Annotated in this window: 16 protein-coding genes; 1 reads left to right on the top strand and 15 read right to left on the bottom strand. The window is 30.7% G+C overall.

From position 1 onward, the window contains the following. Positions 1-88: 88 nt before the first annotated feature. The 10 genes from B3086_RS17350 to B3086_RS17305 form a co-directional block, all read right to left on the bottom strand. On the bottom strand, positions 89-331 hold the full coding sequence (locus B3086_RS17350) for a hypothetical protein (RefSeq protein ID WP_346894013.1): 243 nt from the start codon (positions 329-331) through the stop codon (positions 89-91). Positions 332-352: 21 nt separating this feature from the next. Beyond that, positions 353-562, bottom strand: coding sequence for a hypothetical protein (locus B3086_RS17345; protein WP_346894011.1), 210 nt, complete (start codon positions 560-562; stop codon positions 353-355). Positions 563-856: 294 nt separating this feature from the next. Further along, positions 857-1,288 (bottom strand): hypothetical protein, encoded by a 432-nt coding sequence (locus tag B3086_RS17340; RefSeq protein WP_346894009.1) that lies wholly within the window; start codon positions 1,286-1,288, stop codon positions 857-859. Between the two features lie 24 nt (positions 1,289-1,312). Then, positions 1,313-1,729: a polymorphic toxin type 37 domain-containing protein gene (locus tag B3086_RS17335; protein WP_346894007.1), complete on the bottom strand. Its 417-nt coding sequence runs from the start codon at positions 1,727-1,729 to the stop codon at positions 1,313-1,315. Next, complete coding sequence (locus B3086_RS17330) at positions 1,695-2,018, bottom strand: RHS repeat-associated core domain-containing protein (protein ID WP_346894005.1); 324 nt, start codon at positions 2,016-2,018, stop codon at positions 1,695-1,697. Before B3086_RS17330 ends, B3086_RS17335 begins: the two co-directional genes overlap by 35 nt. A gap of 232 nt (positions 2,019-2,250) precedes the next feature. Further along, a complete protein-coding gene (locus tag B3086_RS17325; RefSeq protein ID WP_346894003.1) occupies positions 2,251-2,598 on the bottom strand; it encodes a hypothetical protein in 348 nt (115 codons plus the stop codon). A gap of 5 nt (positions 2,599-2,603) precedes the next feature. Then, positions 2,604-3,521 carry an RHS repeat-associated core domain-containing protein gene (locus tag B3086_RS17320; protein ID WP_346894001.1) on the bottom strand — a complete coding sequence of 306 codons (918 nt, stop codon included), beginning with the start codon at positions 3,519-3,521 and terminating at the stop codon, positions 2,604-2,606. Between the two features lie 484 nt (positions 3,522-4,005). After that, entirely contained in the window at positions 4,006-4,389 is a 384-nt protein-coding gene (locus tag B3086_RS17315) for a hypothetical protein (RefSeq protein ID WP_346893999.1), read from the bottom strand. A gap of 315 nt (positions 4,390-4,704) precedes the next feature. Further along, entirely contained in the window at positions 4,705-5,376 is a 672-nt protein-coding gene (locus tag B3086_RS17310; protein ID WP_346893997.1) for a hypothetical protein, read from the bottom strand. A 12-nt stretch (positions 5,377-5,388) separates the two neighbouring features. Beyond that, a complete protein-coding gene (locus B3086_RS17305; RefSeq protein WP_346893995.1) occupies positions 5,389-13,266 on the bottom strand; it encodes an RHS repeat-associated core domain-containing protein in 7,878 nt (2,625 codons plus the stop codon). Positions 13,267-13,576: 310 nt separating this feature from the next. Between B3086_RS17305 and B3086_RS17300 the strand changes: the two genes are divergently transcribed. Further along, positions 13,577-13,843: a DUF1294 domain-containing protein gene (locus tag B3086_RS17300; RefSeq protein WP_346878574.1), complete on the top strand. Its 267-nt coding sequence runs from the start codon at positions 13,577-13,579 to the stop codon at positions 13,841-13,843. 212 nt (positions 13,844-14,055) lie between these two features. Here B3086_RS17300 and B3086_RS17295 read toward each other — a convergent pair whose 3' ends face one another. The 5 genes from B3086_RS17295 to B3086_RS17275 form a co-directional block, all read right to left on the bottom strand. Further along, the gene (locus tag B3086_RS17295) at positions 14,056-14,565 is read right to left on the bottom strand and encodes a flavin reductase family protein (RefSeq protein WP_346893993.1); all 510 of its coding nucleotides are present in this window, start codon (positions 14,563-14,565) and stop codon (positions 14,056-14,058) included. Between the two features lie 30 nt (positions 14,566-14,595). Further along, on the bottom strand, positions 14,596-15,750 hold the full coding sequence (gene orr, locus B3086_RS17290; protein ID WP_346893991.1) for an ornithine racemase Orr: 1,155 nt from the start codon (positions 15,748-15,750) through the stop codon (positions 14,596-14,598). Positions 15,751-15,795: 45 nt separating this feature from the next. Then, entirely contained in the window at positions 15,796-17,124 is a 1,329-nt protein-coding gene (locus B3086_RS17285) for a GlmL-related ornithine degradation protein (RefSeq protein ID WP_346893989.1), read from the bottom strand. 166 nt (positions 17,125-17,290) lie between these two features. Next, the gene (gene oraE, locus B3086_RS17280; RefSeq protein ID WP_346893987.1) at positions 17,291-19,471 is read right to left on the bottom strand and encodes a D-ornithine 4,5-aminomutase subunit OraE; all 2,181 of its coding nucleotides are present in this window, start codon (positions 19,469-19,471) and stop codon (positions 17,291-17,293) included. Continuing rightward, entirely contained in the window at positions 19,471-19,833 is a 363-nt protein-coding gene (locus B3086_RS17275; protein WP_346893985.1) for an ornithine aminomutase subunit alpha, read from the bottom strand. The genes oraE and B3086_RS17275 overlap by 1 nt, the downstream gene beginning before the upstream one ends. Positions 19,834-19,903: the final 70 nt, after the last annotated feature.

Here is a 19,903-nt window from a genome sequence, read left to right as displayed (position 1 = left end):
GTTTTTTCTAGATATTTCTTTCGACGCTTTATATAGTAAATTTTTCTTTATAAAAATATATTTTAAAAAAACAATTAATTTTTCTGTATTATATTTTCATTAAATATAATATTATTTCTACAATAAATTTAATTATTATCATTCCACAACCATATATAGAAAAACCACATAGTAATCTGAGCCAATTCATCATTAACTTATCTTTACCAATATATTTTTTTGATTTAAGGGATTTAGATGTTTCCTTAAATCCAACATAAGAAAGTAAAAAAATCATCAACATTAATATAGTATAAGCAATTTTTAATAAAATATCTCCTACAATATTCACGATAACCTCCCCCTCTAGTTGTTAATGTAATTTAATTAAAATTAAATTAGATATAACCGTATATATGATAATAATAATATACACTAATCCTATCTTTAATTCTTTCATTTTAACTTTCTCTCCACTTGGCAACCCCTTCATAATATGCTGTACAGCTTTAAATGTTAAAATTATACATGGAATTGTAATAAATATAATTATTAATCCAACTTTTATATTCATAATTGACATACTACCTACTTAAATATTCCCCCATTTTAGTATTGCTTAACTAATGTTTAATCCAGACTTTTAATGATGTTTCTAGACCAAAATTTTAAAAAAATTCTCCTATATAATGTATAATTACAATTTTATTTAATACGAAAAATAGAGACAGGAATCACTCCTGTCTCTCACATAATAATTGGTATAAATCAAATTCCTACTTATATTTTTCAGATTAATATATAACGATTCTCTACAGAATAGTTATATGTATCTTTAAGTAGCAACTAAGCTAGTTCATACTTATTTTATTGAATACTAACTATTAATTTTAGATGGGATAGGAATTTGATATCTTTTAAATAATCCAACTATGAAATTTCTTTCTTCATTTGTTATCTTCTTATCATAGTATAGAAATAACTCCCTTCCATTTCCAATTACTTCTTTTATGGATGGCACGGTGTAAATAGCATTGAAGAACATATTTTCATCTGCTATGCTATAAAATCTTGGTAGTTTATCAATCTTAACTTCAACAAGATTTTCTTTTTGTTTTGTATTCTCTTCTGTTTTGCTTTTGTTTAGGTTTATAAGCAAACTTTCAACTAACAAAAAAGCCCTTTCTTGAGTTGAAGCTTCTCTCCAATCATCATCAAAACAATCACTCGGCTGATTGTATTTATATATTTCTCCTGGAACTGAAAAAATTATATCTTGAATTTTTTTTAATAATTCATCGCTGTTCATTTTAAACCCTCCTAAACATATCTTTTATGGACAAGCAACATTTGCCGGAATTGTCCACCACAAAGGTGGTGCGAATGAAGGTGCCATTCGCGCTACTCTATAAGCTCCATATAGTAATAATGCCGTACCACCTATTTCAGTTGATTCCATAACTATTCTTTTACCTTCTGGTGAAAACTTACCTCTTGGACCACTTCCTTTTCTAACATGTCCATCAGGCGGATATACATTATCATACCCTCCATTTGGATAGTTTACATCCCAATGCTCTCCACCGTGAGCTAATGGATGACCTTCTGGTATCGGTACCCATACGTTGCCATCAGCATCTCCCCATCCTCTTTGCCCATTTGGCAACTTTACTGTTTCCGTTTTCCCCTTTTCTTTAGGTTTTTTGTATCCAACTTCACTTGGAGGTGGTTCTTTTTTTAGATACAGCATTCATAACTTGTAGAGATGTTTCTCTCATTGCATCGGTTTCTTCACCCGTAGTATATATAGGTCTAAATCCACTTGGGTCTTTCATATTTATAGGGTCATTCATTGAATATATAAACATATTGTGAGATAGTAATTCACCTGGTTGTCCTAAAAATATATCTGCATTCAAGAATCTTCCCCACTCAGGACTATAATATCTTGATTGCAAGTAGTAATATCCAGTCTCTGTATCATATCTGTATTCTCTATATCTATAAGGGTTCTTTTCTCCTAAGGCTTTAAGTGACACTCCAAATTTTAATTTGGTTAGTGGAACTTACTCATTTGAATGAATATGAAAAGGAGTTTCCTTTTTAATCCACAGATATTAACTTACCCTAGCTCTCGTAAGTATAAGAAACAACTTGTTTACCATCGAAATCTATTATATCACTCTGTAAATTTCTTATATATAAATAAAAAAATATCCTATACAACAGACTACTTAGTCAATTATAATATAGGATATTTTAATATTTGTGTTATTTATTTTTATTTTTGCACATTACTTTAACAATTATACATACACTAATAAAAACTATTAGCACTAATACAAGTCCAATATAAAATAAAGTTAAATTATTTATATATAGTCCTATAGTACACATAATGAATGGGATTAAGAAAGCCATTACACCTATTGCTATCACATAATATTTTTTCATCATAAAATATATGATTCCTAATATACACACCAATATTACCAATTCCAAAATGGTTATTGTAAACTTTTCATTTGCTTCCACCCCATATTTACTGCTTATATATCTTCCTATTAATATTACTAATAACGATGGGGTAATGTATCTCCACTTGTTATTGATTTTCAACTTTACTACCTCCCATAAATTTTATCTTTCCATTTCTCAGCTCCAAAATTAATTAAAGCAGATATCCCCATACCAAATGCTGTACCTATTACTCCAACTGCTATAGCTGGTGCTCCTAATGCAATTATTGCTGTTGATACTGCTCCAATTCCCAATCCTACTCCAACTCCAGCTGCTGTTGCTCCTAAATCAATGAATCCACCTGCTATTTCTCCTTTATTAAAGCTTTTGATTGCTCCTATAACACCCATTCCTACTCCAACTATTCCAAGTCCTTTCTCAACATGTCCTATGGTCCTTAAAGCTGAAGCACCTTTTACTGGAATTAATGTTCCTCCATGTCTCCAAGCTTGTCTATTGACACAATATTCAATATAATCCGGAATTTCTTTTAACCCATCGCCAAAGCTACCTTCTAGAGCTCCAATTATTCCTCCTATTATTGCATCCTTTACTGCAGTACTTTTTGACTTTGAATTATGATATTTAGTACCATAATATTGGTTCATAACCTTATACGAAGCATCTCTCATTGCAGCTGTTTCTTCACCTTGAGTGTATATAGGTCTAAACCCATTAGGGTCTTTACCATTTACAGGATCATTATTGCAATAAGCAAAAGTATTATGTGACAATAATTCACCTATACTTCCACCTAAGGCATCCGCATTCAAAAATCTTCCCCACTCAGGATTATAATATCTTGATTGTAAGTAGTAATATCCAGTCTCTGTATCGTATCTATAGCCTCTATATCTATAAGGATTCTTTTCTCCTAATGCCTTATCTCCTGTTATAGATATTAATTTACCCCAGGTGTCATAGGTATAAGAAACAACTTGTTTTCCAATAGAGTTTATTATTCCTATAATATCACTTTGAGCATTTCTAATGTAGAAATATTCTTCAGTATCATTTAGCACGAAGCCTACAAGACCTTTATCTCCATAGTTATATAAAATTTTATCTGATGGCTAGTATCCCTTCTTCACTAATGGCTACTACGCCCCTAGATAACGATTTCTAACCTTCTGTGAGAGAAAACACTCTCACACAAGCTAAGAACTCTGTTAATCTACTGTACTTCCATTAGTTACTTCTTCATAACCTACTTTATTTCCTTCTAATGTATATTTAAATTCAATAGCTGAATTCCGGGATTTAGTTATTAAAACTTACTTATACTATTTAAGGTGAAATTTACCTAAAAATACTTTTCAAACTTTTTATATAGAATTAAGATGACAAATTTATTATACCGTATATAAAATAAATAAAATTCCAGTATATTAAGTATACCGGAATTTTATTTCTAATTTTTTATTAAGTATAATACTTCTAAATTGTAACTATATTTTTAATAATACCCTTCTTATACATCATATATAAGTTTTAATTATAGAGTATCTAACTTCGATATTTTTTTATAATTATCAATGATATAATCACTATACCTAAAAGTGATAATATACCAACTGTTAATAGTATTAACATCAACACTTTGTATTCTGCTACATTTTGTGAAAAATAACTCAAGAATATAGTTACCATAATAGCACTAACAATCGCAACTGCGAATAAAATTGCAAATACTATATAACAAACCTTCTCTCCTCCTGTTAATTTTTTATTAAGTATCCCTATTAAAAACATAGCGTATGAAGCTGCTAATAAACCTATGATAATTGGTACTGGTATATTCTCTATTCCTAAACTTCCAAGTATAAGCTTCGATATAATAAAGACAGCTATTCCTACTACTGCATATATACCTTTATTATTACTATTCATCTTTCCTCTCTCCTCGTATAAACCTCTAATCAAACTTTTTAATAATCTCTGTGACTCCCCATTTTGCACCTTCAGTAATTATACCAATACCTAAACCTACACTAGCACCATATACCCATACTCCAATTTTAAAAATATAAAAATAATAAAGGTAAAGTTCATAAAATTTTCTATGTTCCTTACCTTTATGTAATGTGTTATTTATTTCTTTATCATATTAGTTTTCTTTGCAATAATTAAAAATATTACTACTCCCAAAATTGCTGCAGAAATTCCATTACGCATTTCAAGCCTCCTAAATATACTATTCAAATTTTATTTGCTCAATTTTTGAAATGATTTGTTATTCTTTATATTATACATATAATTAGATATTGCTGTAATGTATGATATGCTAAAACATATGGTAACACCTATCCCTATAATACTTACAATAAACAGTTTTAATTCTCCTTTTTCAATTATAATTGGGCTTGAATCTAGCACCTTAGCAATTGTTATTATTATCGCAGAAATAATTAAAGATAAAAATAAATCTTTTTTAATATATTTTATATGAGTGCCTTCACTTACACTAGTAATATAGGCTTTATCTTTTACTATTATTCTCTTATAAAAAACCCATAAATTTATAAATAAATAATTAAAAAATATCAATACTTTTGTAATTAAACTTTGAGGCACTAGTTGATTTACACAAACTAAATAAATAGATAGCAATGCTACAATTCCATGTATTGATCCAAATATATGATACGTCATATATATTCTTTTTTCATTTAGACTTAATATTAACATTACTATACCTAATATTATAGATAATCCTATTAATATTGGCGATATATTAGAATACACCTCTTTATCCATTAGTAATGCTCCATTAAAAATTAAACTTGCTATCATAAATGCTATAGAAACAAAAATACTTAATCTTTTCAAATCTTTAATTTCCATTTTTTCTTCTTGTTTAATTTTAGATGCTTTCATTTTCTTCTCCTTCTAACTTCCCGATATTATTGAAAATTTTATCTTTTCTACCGTCTTATTTAATAATAGACTTCCTCCCACTGCTAATACACCCACTGCAATACCAGTGGCCCAAACAGGAGCTGTTATTCCTATTGCCGTCACTGCAAATGCCACAATTCCTGTAGCCGCTACACCTATAAATACACCTGCTAAAGAATCTACTGCCCACCCTATTGCAGCGTGTTTAATATTTCCATCATATTCTATATAATTACTAGCAGCACTTGATACTAGTCCAACTGCAGCAAATCCTTTTATAGAACCTTTAAATGCATCTATTGTCTCACTTAATATATATTTACTTTTGCCGATAAAAGCATCAGTAATCCCTGCTCCGTAGCTCATTACTTTTCCGCTATGTGCCTTAGTTCCATTTTTAACAACACGAATAGCTCCTTTACCAAGATTGATTCCAAAATCATAGACGGATTGTCCCCAAAATGATCCTGATTTTATTCCATCTCTCGTTTCCTTGGTATCCTTAGTACCAACCCCTTCAGTGATTGAACTACAAAGGAATCCATTGTCATCTTTATTAGATGATGGATTATTTAAACAGTAAATAAACACATTATAGGATAATAATCCTTGCCCTGTAGATACCAACGCATCTGTATTCAAGAATCTTCCCCACTCAGGATTATAATATCTTGATTGTAAGTAGTAATATCCAGTCTCTGTATCGTATCTATAGCCTCTATATCTATAAGGATTCTTTTCTCCTAATGCCTTATCTCCTGTTATAGATATTAATTTACCCCAAGTATCGTAGGTATAAGAAACAACTTGTTTTCCGATAGAATTTATTATTCCTATAATATCACTTTGAGCATTTCTAACATAAAAATATTGTTCAGCGTCATTTAGCACGAAGCCCACAAGACCTTTATCTCCATAGTTATAAAAAATCCTATCTACTTTACTTCCATTAGTTATTTCTTCATATACTACATTACTTCCTTCTAGTGTGTACTTATGATTTACTCCATTTACTGTTTTTTCTGTTCTTATTCCATCACTATTATACTTATAACTAATGTTTTTACTATTTCCTGTTATAGAGGATAATGTTCTTCCACCTTCCCATTTAAAGGTGTAGCCATCATAAGTTAATGGATTTCCTATGGCATCATAAGTTATGGCTTTTCCATTGTAAGAGGTTAACTTATCTTTCCAATTACTATCACCATAGCTATAATCTACAGCTTTAGTTGCTGCTCCTAGTGCTATGTTACTTGTTAGTGCATATTCTGCAACCTTTAGAATGTTTCCACTTTGATCATAGGTATAGGCTATAGTTCTATTAAGTTCTCCATTATCTTCTCTTACAACCTGTCCTAAACTATCATAATAATACTTTATTACTTTACCATTATTTACAGTTTCAATTCTTCCTAAGTCATCATAGGTATATTTTATTTCACTATTGCCATTTTTTATTGATGATACCATTGAAGTTGTTGAACCTGCATAACCAGCCTTGTATTCATATCTTGTATCATAGGTATAAGCAACATCTAAGTTTAGTGTTCTAGATTTAGTTCTTCCTATAGAATCATAAATATAAAAATAAGTTTTTCCTGAAGGCAATGATACATTTTCAGTTTTTCCGTCTTTATCAAAATTAAAGCTTGTGGAATATGATTTTCCTGCTATATAGTTTTCTTTTTTACTAGTTTTATCAGTCTTATCATAATCATATTTAAACCAGTTTCCATTTGAATCCTCTGTTTTTACTAGTCTGTCTGCTAAATCATAGGTGTATTTATTAGTAATTCCGCTTTTTAAATCCTGAGATATAGCTAAATTCCCAGAATTATCATAGGTATATTTTGAAGCTGTCTTACCATCTAAGGTTTTACTAGTTACCCTATTTAAATTATCATAACCGTAGGCTACTGTATTGCCATTTCCATAGGTAGCATTTTTTAATACACCTGATACATTATCATAGTTATTGGTTATTAAAGTGCTACTTCCCACTGCTACAGATTTCTGATTTCCATTTCCATCATAGGTAAAGTTGTAGCTTGTACTATTGCTAGAAACCTTTGATAATCTATCATTATTATAAGTATAGTTATTCTGTCCTACCCTAGCAGTTACCTTTCCTCTTCCTTTAGTATACATTGATTTTACAGTATTGTCATCATAGCATTTGCTTGAAAGTATGAGTTCATCTAGATTTCCTTCTATTGAACTACCAGATAATTTTTGACCTATACATATATTAGCTCCTGAAAAATCTTTATAGGTACCTGAAGCTGATTTCTCTTTATTTCCATTAATATACATATTTGTTGTAAGAGTTGTTCCGCTTTTATTCCAAGATATTGTTAACATATTCCATTGTCCTATGGTTACAGCTGTATTTGATGTTATTATATCTACAATACTTCCACTACTATTCTTAACAGATAACTTTACTTTATTATCCGAAGCTAAATATGCCTCTATCACACCAATATTTTCTCTAGTTGTTCCAGAAAATATATATCTTGTACTAGTACTTGCACTAGGCTTAAGCCAAAGGTTCATTGTTCCTGAGTTGTCCCTTATTCCACTACTATAGTTAGCATATCTGCCTCCTGTAGCTTGCATAGTTAGCTCATTAGATGAATCATACTTGCTCTTATCTGTAAGTGCTCTAAGTCCATTAATACTTGAAGAATTTCCTCTTAAAGGAACATATTCATCCCAATTTTTGTAGTATCCATAGTTACCACTCTTCAATTTATTATAATGCTGCTTTAGTTCTGTTAAATTGTCTACCTCTGTAGAACAGTATAATTCTTCCACTTCTCCATTTAATGCATTTTTATTATTAAAATCTGCTCCAACTATAACCTTACCACCAGTAAAGTCTTTTACACCACTAACAGTAGCATTCTTTACTTCATCATCTATAGTTAATGTAGCTTTTAATCCTGAAGATGTATTTTCCCATTGTGCTATCATAGAATACCAAGTGTTAGCACTTATAGCTTTATTTAATACAATAGACTCTTTCCAAATTCCGCTACTATCTTTAAATGCCAAGCATAATTTATTGCTCGTATTTACATATACAGCTAAAGACCCACCATTAGGCGATGAACTGCAAAGTAAATACCTAAGACTACCATTACTTTGTGGCTTGAATTTTAATGCAATAGTCCCTTTATTTTTGCTTATCCCTAAATTATATGGAACTCCTCCTCCATCTTGAACTTTGAAAGTGTAATGCCCTTTGTTATCCTTAACTGGAGTAGCACCCAACCCAAGGGATTTACTTCCTAAATCTCCACTACTATTACCATTTACAAGGAAAGTTTCTCCTGTCTTTTTGTCACCATATGGGTTATAGGCACTTGTATTTATAAGCTTATCTGTTTCATCATATCCATAATAAGTAGAAACCTCTTGTGAATTAATAGTTACATCTAAGTTATCCTTAGATTCGCTATATACGTTCAGTATTTCGTTTCCACTGGTATCTATAGTTCTTTTTGTGTATCCTGCAGTATCACTTGAAATATTACTGCTTTCCATAAACAATCCACTTCCAGATATCTTTGATACTACTGAATTTCCATACTCATCATAAATAAAAGAACTTACAATGTTTTCTGCAGTAGTAGTTTGAATTAAATTCCTATTACCATCGTATGAATACTTAGTTGTATTTCCTTTTGGATCTGTAACAGAAGTTAATTTATCATCACCATCATATTTATAATTAGTTTTTTGTTTTATTAAATCCTCTGTAGACGTTATATTACCCTTATCATCGTACTGATAGCTTGCACCAAACTCTTCTTTATATAATTGGAATCCATCAAAATAAGCTATATTAGCATTTTTATAGTAAAGTCCATATACTCTTACACTTTTATAATCACTCTTAGCCACAACTTGTCCTGATACATATTGCCATGTTGATGAATCTCCATTAAAAGGAATAACAGTCCATTCATAGCTACCATCTGGTTTTTCTAATCCTACATCTAAAGCAAAATATCTACCATTGCCTATTAGAGGAAGTGATTCTGCCTTTGCCCAACCTCCTACTACAAAAACATCATCTTTTTTTCCTGAAACGTTTATTGTTTGATATATACTTTTATCTTTTTCTGTATTACCAGGCATCTTATAAACAGCTTTTATTTTATCTAGATTTGATGGATAAGTTGAATCTGTAGTTGTATATAATCCATTTGTACTTTCCCAGTTACTTGTAGTCCAAAAGTTGGCATTAGGTGCTCCATTAACTACAAAATTGGGATTTTCAACCAAATTATATCTATTAGCAACTTCTCCATCTTCTACTTGTAAGTTATCGAAATATGCAGTTCCTGATTCCTCAATTAACCCACATCTAATATATACAAGATTAGATGTCGCATCTGATGGCAAAGTAAATGTTATAGATTCCCTATCCCATCCAGTAGTTCCACTAATATATTTAGAATCTTTTGTTACATAATTCCCTGTATTATCAGTATAATTTACAAATAAAGCAGCACCTTTTTTATTAGTATTACTTATTCCATCAGTGGATACATATCCTGAAAATGTATAAGTCTTACCCTTTTCTAAGGTGACAGCTTGACTATAAAATCTCCTACTAGTTTTATTTGTCATATTTACCTTTAATGAATATTTTCCCATGTTAGCTTTTGTAGTAGTAAATTCATTAGTACCTGCAGAACCTGACCAAGAACCAGCACTCCAATTTCCATCCTTTAACTCACAATTATGGTTCATTAAATAATTATTGCTTGTCTTTTGAACCTTAGATTCCAGCTCCAATCTATTTTTAGCTTTATCTTTACTATCATATTTATAGTATTGTGCACTTCCATTAGAATCTTTAATAGATATTGTATTTCCTCCATTATTAAATTGATAAGTATTAGTTCTACCCTTAACATCCTTTATTTCAGTTTCATTATAGCTGTATTTAAAGGCTAGACTTTGCCCCTGTGTCCCAGCTGTATCTACATAAGTGGCAGTTTTAACTCTTGAAGTAGAACCGCCATAATAGGTATAAAGCAATTTAGCACCATCTAAACTTTTAACAGAAGATAAATTGTTATTACCTTCATAAGTATAATAAGATGCCTTACCATCCGGATAAGTTATTCTACTTAATTGTATTCCATTATAAGCATAGCTAGTTTTTCTTCCCGCCGGATCTGTGATACCAATTAACGTTCCACCTGATGTATATTGTAAAAGTGTAGTTCTTCCTATGCTATCCTTAACTCCACTTATTCTAGTTCCATCATAAAGTATAGTGTTATTGTTATTATTAGTATCTGTAATAGTTTTAAGGTACCCACCAGGAACAAAATATAATTTATTTCTATCTTTATCTGTAATCATATAGCTTCCATCACTATTTTTAGTGAATTTAATACCTTCAAGACTTTCACATTTATAAGTTTTAGATGCTAAATCATAATAAAAGTAATGATTAGTTCCATCACTGTCAAAATATTTATAGTAAGTTGTACCATTTATTACTTCTTCAGTTATCCTTTGTTGAATGTTGAGTTTCCACCCTTTTCCGTATCCTATATCAGTCTCTTTATCATTACTATTATAAACATGCTCTACCTTTAAAGCTAACCTACTATCTAATGCAGTGTAATCATTATGGGTAAAAATAACATTACCATTATAGTCATTAATATATCCTATTCCTGCTCTTCCCATATCCTGTGAATGATATGTCCAATAGCTCTCTAATCCTGTATTATTAACATACTGAATTTGTACTAATGGCCATCCAGAGCTATAGGCACTATGACAATCAGAAGATAAAAATGACGTATTTCCAGATGCAGGATTATCTCTTTTTAAAGCTATACCATAATTATTTCCTTCTGTATACCAACCTTTTACAGCTTTGGTGACATTCCAGGAATACCAACCATTCTTAACAGTTTGAATATCTAATATTCTACTTTCAACTTTAGGTTTAGTTTTCCATATTACTCCATTACTTTGTGTTGCAGCCCAGGGACTAGTAACAGTATATGCATTTATTTGACCATCAGCCCCACTATAGTTATCCTGCTTAAACAAAGCTAATTGTGCATCTACTACCATATCGCCAGCATTTAATTTTGGTAATTTAGTAAACTTAACATATGTTTCTGTAGTTCCTATGGTTTGAACATTTCCAACCCTTAGAAATAAGTTGTTCCACTTATTCTCAGTATCTGTTGATGCTATGAAAGTATCTTCTATATAATTAGTATTAGTATCTGTTCTTACTATTGGGTCTACTGTAATTGGAAATTCTCTTTTATCATCATTAATCCATTCATTATTTGGAACTATCTCTAATGTATATCCTCCTTCTTCTGCTTCTTTGAATATTAGCTCAATATCCTCAGACAATTCTCCCTTTGCATCATACATAAAAGGCTTATCTAATTGGAATACTTCAGCTCCAGTCTCTAAGTCTTCAAATATAATTATATTTCCTTCAACTCTAGGTTTTAGATTTTCTATATTCAAATTAAACAAAATTGAAGGATTATCTATTTTTTCATTTAATATTATATTTTCCTTTACTGTTTTTCCTATCAATTTATACTCTAAGTCAATATTTTCGTAAATAGACTTAAATTCCACACTTGATTTAACATTGGGTAAAAACTTCTTATCAATTTCCTTTTTAATCTTATCTCTTAAACTCTTATTATCACTAATTGATCTTTTTGCCCTTCTATTACCTCCAAGTTGTTGTTCCACCATTTCATCAATAACTTTATCTATATCTGTATTTTCTACTGATGCTTTACTTAGTTTGCTTATATTTCTTATTTTTCTATTTTTATTTTTTTTATTTAATTTATCATTATCTTTATTCTTATTTTTATCACTACTATTAGATTTTTTTACATCTCCATTAATATCATCTTTATTATTTTCTTTATTTTCTTTATTTTCTTTAGTTTCTTTAGTTTCTTTACTTACTTTCTCATCTTTATTTGAATCTTTATTTGAATCTTTTTCTTTATTCTCTTTTTCTTTTTCTTTATTCTCTTTTTCTTTATTTGAAGTGTTATCTATTGTAGTATTTTTTGATACTTTTCCTACTAAATTAGTTTTCTTTTTTAATTTAGTAGTTTCACTATCAATAGGTGAATCATCTACTCTATCCTTTATTTCTTCATTTGTAGTTGGTTTTTCTGTTTCTCCACCTTTTTTGTCTTCAGTAGATGGTGGTTCTGTTTCACCGTCTGTTTTGCCATCTAAAGGTGGATTATCTATTTCCCCTTCTTGTTTATCATCATCTGATGGTTTTTCACTTTCCTCACTTGGTTTATCCTTTGTTGATGGCTTTTCTGTTTCTTCGTTTTTCTTATTATCTATAGTTGGTTTTTCTTCTTCAACACCTTTATCATCTGATGCTGGTACTTCTTCTAATTTTTCTCCGATACCAACACCTATGTTCCACCATATTTTATACTTATCCTTTGATACAGAAATAAGCTCTTTATCACTGGCATTTTTACCTATCCTAACAGTGAATTCATTTTCTTTATTTTCATAATAATTCCCTTTATCATGCAATGAATTATTGATATCTATCCATTTGCCATTTTTTAAATAGTGTATAGGTTCTTCATATAATATTGCTTCATAAGTTCCATCGTCTTTTAAAAAGTACTTTGTATTCTCCTCTCTCTTCTCTTCAAGTTCTCTAACTATTTCTGCCTCCTGATTTTTTTTAGTAGTTACTTCTTCTGTGTCATCCGTAGCACTTACTATGATTGCATTTATTGGTGTCATTGTTACCAATAATGTAATTATAAGTAATTTACATACGTTTTTATAAAATTTCGTCACAATTATCCCCCAAATATTTATTACATTTTTACAATTCTACAAATTTCATCTTTTACCTTTTTATTTCCATGTACTTTCATGTTCAAAAATGATACTTTCATGCACATTTTGTATATTTGAATAACTACCTAACTCTAAAATATATTTTCTTCTCAAATGATTAGTTGTATTTTATTATTAAATTGAACAATGGGTGAGAGTTTTTTACATTGTACTTTTAACTAATACAACCCATTAAAATAAATATATCCTTATTGCTTTTTATTTTTATATAATATAAATTAAATATATAAATACTTTAGGAGGTCTTATGTTTAATAATTTTATTTTATACTTAATAGTAATAAACCTAATTGGATTTTTTATAATGTTAATAGATAAAAGGAAGGCTATAAAAAGACAATGGAGGGTTAGTGAAAAAGCTCTTATATGTATATCTATAATAGGAGGTTCCATTGGTATGTTAGCTGGTATGAGCACTTTTAGACATAAAACTAAGCATAAAAAATTCACTATTGGTATTCCTCTTATCCTTGTTATACAAATAGCTATATTAACTTATTTTATCAGCTTATAATTTTAGAAATGACTTCATACTTCTTAAACTTCCAACAGATTTACGCTTCCATTACATTGAAAAACCCTGAAACCCGCATGAATAGAACAAATAGTTAACTAGTTATATAGTTTAATAGCTTCATAGTTAACTATTTTTATAGTTCCATATAAAAATAGCTTCCTATACAAATATTTATATAGGAAGCCATTAATTCAATTTAAAATATAATTCTATAGTTTATAGCAAGCTTCTACTTCACCTACATATAACACATGATAGTCCTCTGCTGGATAGCTTGAGCTCTTTATAGCATCAGATAAAAACTCTGGATTCATTTCTTGTTTATAAACTATTTTACATTCATAAGTCAATACATTAGATTTTTCTATTATTGGAGTATCTACAGTTTTAGCTGGAATTAGTTTTAAATTACATTCCTTAAATTTATCATAATCTCTTCCTGATTTAGTACCACAGAATTTAATTTCCTCCTTTAAGCTATCATCAAGAGGAATTGTTACAGTAAAGTTATCAGCTTTTTCTATAATAGAAAAGGTATGTCTATGCTTTCTCACTAGTACTGTAAATATAGGTTTTCCCCATTGGAAGCCAACATTTCCCCAACCTATTGTCATAGTATTAACTTCATCTCCAGACTTTACAGTTAAAAAGGCACCTTTTTCATGCAGATTCCTTATTGCTACATTTAAGTCTTCAGTAAATAATTTAAAATCAACCATTCAAATCTCTCCTTAAAATTATTTTTTTATTTACATTATACACTTATTTATATAGGAGGAGGTCATTGAAGATAATAATGCTCCATAATCTACATCAAAAGAAATTATATCACCAACTTTGTAGTCAGCTTCACTTTCCGTTACATCTAGTAAAAGATGATCACTACTGCCACCTAATATTCTTATTTTTTCATCTCTAGGAGTTATTCCATCAATTTTTACGTCTTGTCTTCCCATTGAAATTATAGCTCTTTTTATTGTTCCTCTATCCTGAAAGGTTGGAACCTCTCCAAAGGCATCCATGCCAATATTTCCTATTGGTACTGATGGCTTATCCTTAATTTCTATAATTTCACCTTTTAAAGTAAACACATCTTTAAACATTCCTGGAATATCTCTTCCATAAGCGGTTTCTCTTCCTAAAACCACTGATTCCCCAAGTCTTAAATTATTAATTCCTTCTGGAATAGTTTTATTCATTACCATATATAAACTACTAGAATTTCCTCCTGATACTATAGGTATCTTAATATTTAATTCTTCTTCTATGGTGTTTTTTATTTCTAGCAACCTTCCTAAATTTACTTCATCAGGTATTACTCCTCCATAGCAAGTTAAATTTGTTCCTATCCCCATAAGCTTTATATTAGGCAATTTAATAATTTCCCTGGACATTTCTAGTACATCTTTCTCTAAAACACCTTCCCTTAAATCTCCTAAATCCACCATTAAAATTATTTTATGAGTTTTCTTAGCTCTTATAGCTTCCTTTGATAATGCCTTAATTGTATCTATCTCTGAATTAAGGGAAATATCACTATACATGATTACTTCTCTTACTTCACTAAGAGCTGGAATTCTAAGAAGTAGCTTTTCACAATTTAAATTTGCTATCTTTTTTAAATTAGCCACTCTTGAATCTCCTATGGTTTTTACCCCTGCATCTAAAACACCTTGAACTATATCGGGGTGTGAACAAAACACCTTAGTTACTACAGCGATGTCTATCATCTTTCCATTACACATATTTAATAAAAATTTAGTATTATAGGTTAATTTATTTAAATCAATTTCAATTCTAGGATATCTATCCTTTACTTCTTCTTTCCATAACTCTTGTTCAAGGGCAATATTATAAGTTAAATTTTCTTGATTTAATTCTACTTCTGAATAACATTTTTCCATTCTCTAACTCTCCTCCTTTACAGAAACTAAAAATCTAATTTGTCATTATAAATTTAAACTAGCTTTAAGCAATTCTATTGCAGCTTCTTTATTTTCTCTACTTAAAACTCCAGCACAGGCCATGATATACATATTATCTAGGAGTACCTTTGCCTCTTTTGTTGGACGCATAGTAATGTCTCCCTTAACATCCTTTATACTCTCTAGCATTTCCTTGCCTTTACCTAACCTAGTTAGAGCACCCCCTGTACCTATGATATATTTAACCATTGATAAATCCTTTCCATAGGCACTAAACTTTCTTCCTGAATTGTATACTCTTTTAATTTGCCCTACATGTCTATCTATAGCAGTGTTTACAGCTTTTTGAGTAAGTACCCTACTCCAATATTTCTCTTCTTCTGTAGTTGGAATAGGCTTAATGAAACTCCTTATACTATCCTTAGTTCTTCCTTCTAATTCGTATGCTTGTAAAAGCTCTAATACATTTTCTCTATTTACATATACGCCTAAATCACCTTCTACGGTACGCTTTGCTTTTGGTTCTGGAGTCACTAATATATCTAAAATTTCCACACTACCTTCTGTTACGGAATGAACATCTGTAGTAGCTCCTCCAACATCCACCACTATTACATCACCGATTATTTCATAGAGTAACTTTGTAGCTTCCATTACAGCTCCAGGAGTTGGCATTATAGCTCCATCCACCATTTCTTTAATTTTATCCATACCACCGGCTTTAACAATATTTACTTCAAAAGCATCTTGAATTATCCCCCTAGCAGGCTCCACATTTAGTTCATCTACCCTAGGATATACATTATCTATTACATAAAGTTCTCTACCTTCAAAAATCTCTTTTATTTCCTCTTGGTTAGCTATATTACCACAATAAACTACAGGGATATTCAGCTCAGCATCTCTTATAATCTCAGCATTGTCTAAGGCAGTTTCTCTCTCTCCATAGTCTGTACCACCTGCAATCATTATAAGATTAGGATTTATTTCTTTTATTTTTTTAATATCCGTTCTTCTAAGCCTACCTGCTGTTACCATTTTTATAATTCCGCCTGCACCTAGGGCTGCTTCCTTTGCAGCTTTAACTGTCATATCTTGTACTAATCCATGAACAGTTATTTTTAAGCCTCCTGCGGCGCTACTAGCACCTATCATTCTGTCATATTCAATGGATTCTCCTAGCTGCTTCTCCATTTCATTAATTGCATTTCTAAGTCCAATAGTTACATCACCTTGTAAAACAGAAGTAAAGGCCTTCCCTTGTCCTACAACCTCAACTCCTTTTTTAAAATTAAAGGCTGTTACTACAGTTGTTGTACTTCCGATTTCCGCTATTAAATATTCAACTCTCATAGCTTCCCTCCTAGTTTAAAGGGGATACCTCAAAATTTTACTAAGCATTAATCTATCCTTAAGGTAAACTTAGTTTAATTATTTGAGACACCCCCAGTACTTTATATAAATATCATATATTTTTTATTATTTAATCTAGTTTATCTAATAATAAATCTTCAAATTATTATTGTTCTTTTTTCATTAAGGTTTCAATGATAAAGGAGGCAACATTATTTCCATGAGTTCCTCTACCAAAGCCTGCATCCATACCATGAGCTACAGCAATTTCATTAGTTACTTGAGTTCCTCCACAAGCTATTATGAATTTGTCTCTCACACCTTTTTCTATGCATAGATCATGAATCTTTTGCATGTTCTTTGTGTGTACATCATTGTGAGTGATAATAGTACTCATTATTATAGCTTGAGCCTTTGTTTCAATGGCTGCATCTATTAATTTTTCTACTGGACAAGAAGTTCCAAGATATACTACATCTATACCATATCTTTCAATACCGCCATGCTTAATATCTATAATTTCTCTTAGACCAACAGAGTGTTCATCTTCTCCAACAGTAGCAGCTACTACTCTAATAGGACTATTCTTAACGTAATCTCTCATTACATCATCTGGTAAAAGCTCTTGCTTTTCTGGAATCTTAAGTTCATCTTTTTTAATTGCAAAGCTTACTCTACCTTTGATTTCTACTAAAGTACCTTCTGCATCTTGCATAACCTGTTTATGAATAACTTCTACGTCAGTTAAATTCATTCTTCTTCCTATTTCAAGGGCTGCAGCCTCTGCTATATTTTCCTCTTCAGTTAGGAATAATGTTGTAGATACATAGCCATCATTCTTCCACTCTACTTCTGGAATTATAGTTCCTTCCTCTTTACTATTTTTAGCCATTCTTACATTAACATTATCTTCTTCATCAAGTTCATCTATATAAACTATTTTGCTATGATTACATAATGTACATTCATCTATTGCATCACATGGTTTGTTATATTCTTCTGGAATATTATTATATCCAAAGTGAGCACATACTGGAGCAAAGTATTCTTTATCTCTTGGAACTACTGTATCAACAGCAATACCTCCATCTATCTTTCTTGCAATACCATCACTATTTCTTTCTGGATATTCTCCTGAATCTACAAAGAATCCATCTTCTACAGCTTTGAAATATCCACCATTTTCAATCATTTCCTCTAGGAATAATACTGCTCTTTCCTTAAGTTCTCTAACCTTCTCTGGAAGATATCCATCCTTTTTAAGCTCTATCATATCCATTAAGCCATCCATACCAATTAAAGCTTGCTTAGCTGTATTTACAGCATGGATATTATTATAATGCCAAGGTACATTTCTTCCTTCATCAGGAGTGATTGTACTTTGAATATCTGCTGAAGTAAGTTCAGATATTAACAAGTTTAATGAATGAGTTACTGTTGCTTCTCTAGTACAAGATGCCATGTATTTTGTGTTCATCTGTGCTCTCATTTTATAGTTTTTAAATAAGTCTCTAAGTGCTACAGCATAAGGTAAATCATATCTTAAACATGGAGCTGGTGGTGCTGTTGGTGGTACTGTAGATAGTGATATATTGCTTTGTTTCATACCAACCTTCTCAGAGAATTTTGAATTTATAGCATGTTGAACCATAAGTTCAGGCATTACCTTATAACCCTTCATTGCAGTTGCGTTTGCATTATGTGCTCCATCTATTTGTAAAATATCAGCCCATGCCATTATATGTTTTGCTACTGCTGCATCAACGAAGGATCTAACCATATTTATGTTTCTGTAAAGTACATTATATTGAGGATCCTGGTGAGCTCCATTTATTCCTTCCTCTGCAAACATTACAGCAATATCTGGACCTGCAACCCCTGATACATAGGAGTGGAAATTTATTGGTCTTCCTACTTCTTCCTCTATCATATCAAGAGCTTTTCTTGTAGCTCTAACTTCTTTTCTAGTTATTGGAACTCCTCCTGTTCCTTCTGGACTTCCTTCAATTAAACTATCATAGTGACTTTGTCCTGATGTTCTTATAACCATTATATGATCTGCACCATGCCAAGCTGCCATTCTCATTCTTCTAATATCATCTTCAAATCTTCCTGAAGCTATTTCCGAAGTTATTACAGCTTTTGGTTGAGGGTCTATATTAGCAAAGCTGGTTGCTGATGGAAGTGCTTTACTATTTTTTAGGGGTTTTGATATCTCCTTATATTCAAACTCTCCCATTGGCTCATTATATTCTTCTCTCCAATGCCAACCTCTTCTTTTAGGTTCATACTTATCTAAGTCCTTAAGTATTTCTGCTACATCTATTTTCTTATTTATATCTAGCATTATTTAACCCCCCCAAACAAATTAGTTACTTCATTCCAGCCTTTTCCTTCTCCAAGTTCTCTACCAGCTTCTAAATATGGCACACTCTTTAATTTTGCATATTTTAAAACTACATTTCCCATACCTTTTCCAAGAAGTCCTGCTTTTAAGCCTTCTTGAACTATATCTTGAGATTCTATGCTTGAAAAGCCCATTCTAAGAAGTACTGACCTTTCTATAGAGGATGAGGTATTTCCATATGCTAAATCCACCATAGGATTTACTATTTCTTCTGTCAATTTCCAAAACCTTTCATATAATTCTTCATCACTTAAACTTTCTAAATGTTTTCTTCTTATTTCAAAATCGTCTTCTCTTTTCACTACTTCTCTCCCCCTAATAGTTTTTTATTATTTCACACATTATTTATCTTTACCCTATTTACTTATTAAC

This window comes from Clostridium sp. UBA871 (assembly GCF_002295255.1).
Taxonomy (GTDB): Bacteria; Bacillota; Clostridia; order Clostridiales; family Clostridiaceae; genus Clostridium_J; species Clostridium_J sulfidigenes.
Note: the sequence above shows the minus strand (reverse complement) of the source record. Positions and strands in the feature narration are given on the sequence as shown.

Excerpts from the sequence above, each read along its gene's own strand:
- B3086_RS17345 (WP_346894011.1), bottom strand. The coding sequence starts at position 562 with ATGTCAATTATGAATATAAAAGTTGGATTAATAATTATATTTATTACA.
- B3086_RS17310 (WP_346893997.1), bottom strand. The coding sequence starts at position 5,376 with ATGAAAGCATCTAAAATTAAACAAGAAGAAAAAATGGAAATTAAAGAT.
- oraE (WP_346893987.1), bottom strand. The coding sequence starts at position 19,471 with ATGCTAGATATAAATAAGAAAATAGATGTAGCAGAAATACTTAAGGAC.
- B3086_RS17300 (WP_346878574.1), top strand. The coding sequence starts at position 13,577 with ATGTTTAATAATTTTATTTTATACTTAATAGTAATAAACCTAATTGGA.
- B3086_RS17315 (WP_346893999.1), bottom strand. The coding sequence starts at position 4,389 with ATGAATAGTAATAATAAAGGTATATATGCAGTAGTAGGAATAGCTGTC.
- B3086_RS17335 (WP_346894007.1), bottom strand. The coding sequence starts at position 1,729 with ATGCTGTATCTAAAAAAAGAACCACCTCCAAGTGAAGTTGGATACAAA.
- B3086_RS17295 (WP_346893993.1), bottom strand. The coding sequence starts at position 14,565 with ATGGTTGATTTTAAATTATTTACTGAAGACTTAAATGTAGCAATAAGG.
- orr (WP_346893991.1), bottom strand. The coding sequence starts at position 15,750 with ATGGAAAAATGTTATTCAGAAGTAGAATTAAATCAAGAAAATTTAACT.
- B3086_RS17340 (WP_346894009.1), bottom strand. The coding sequence starts at position 1,288 with ATGAACAGCGATGAATTATTAAAAAAAATTCAAGATATAATTTTTTCA.
- B3086_RS17285 (WP_346893989.1), bottom strand. The coding sequence starts at position 17,124 with ATGAGAGTTGAATATTTAATAGCGGAAATCGGAAGTACAACAACTGTA.